We start from the raw sequence: 296 nt of genomic DNA, 5'->3' as shown, positions 1-296 counted from the left end.
GACCCAAGTCGATTGGAAACCATCCATCTCGTTGGCGCCCGCCATGAAGATGTCTTCGCGCCGCTGAATGTGCCTCAGGGCCTGACGCAAGGGCCGCCAGAATCGCTCCGCGACTGCCTCGGCACCGTACTGTTCATCAAAAGGATGGAAACCGCGCCATAGATGATTCGGCGCATAGTAGCGCGCCAAAATCGCCCCAAGGTTGTCTCCTTCGGCCTGATCCAATTCGCCATAAAATGCTTGGATCATTCGTTTTTCGGCTGAGAAATCGGACATCGATGCGCGCCTCCTGCATA

Annotated in this window: 1 protein-coding gene; it reads right to left on the bottom strand. The window is 56.1% G+C overall.

Annotated features, from left to right (window positions below):
- The coding region (locus tag K3A85_RS17820; RefSeq protein ID WP_225207857.1) for a hypothetical protein at positions 1-276 on the bottom strand (276 nt) is incomplete at its 3' end.
- Positions 277-296: the final 20 nt, after the last annotated feature.

It is taken from the genome of Novosphingobium huizhouense (genome assembly GCF_020179475.1).
Classification (GTDB): domain Bacteria; phylum Pseudomonadota; class Alphaproteobacteria; order Sphingomonadales; family Sphingomonadaceae; genus Novosphingobium; species Novosphingobium huizhouense.
This window is presented reverse-complemented; position numbering and strand designations above follow the sequence as displayed.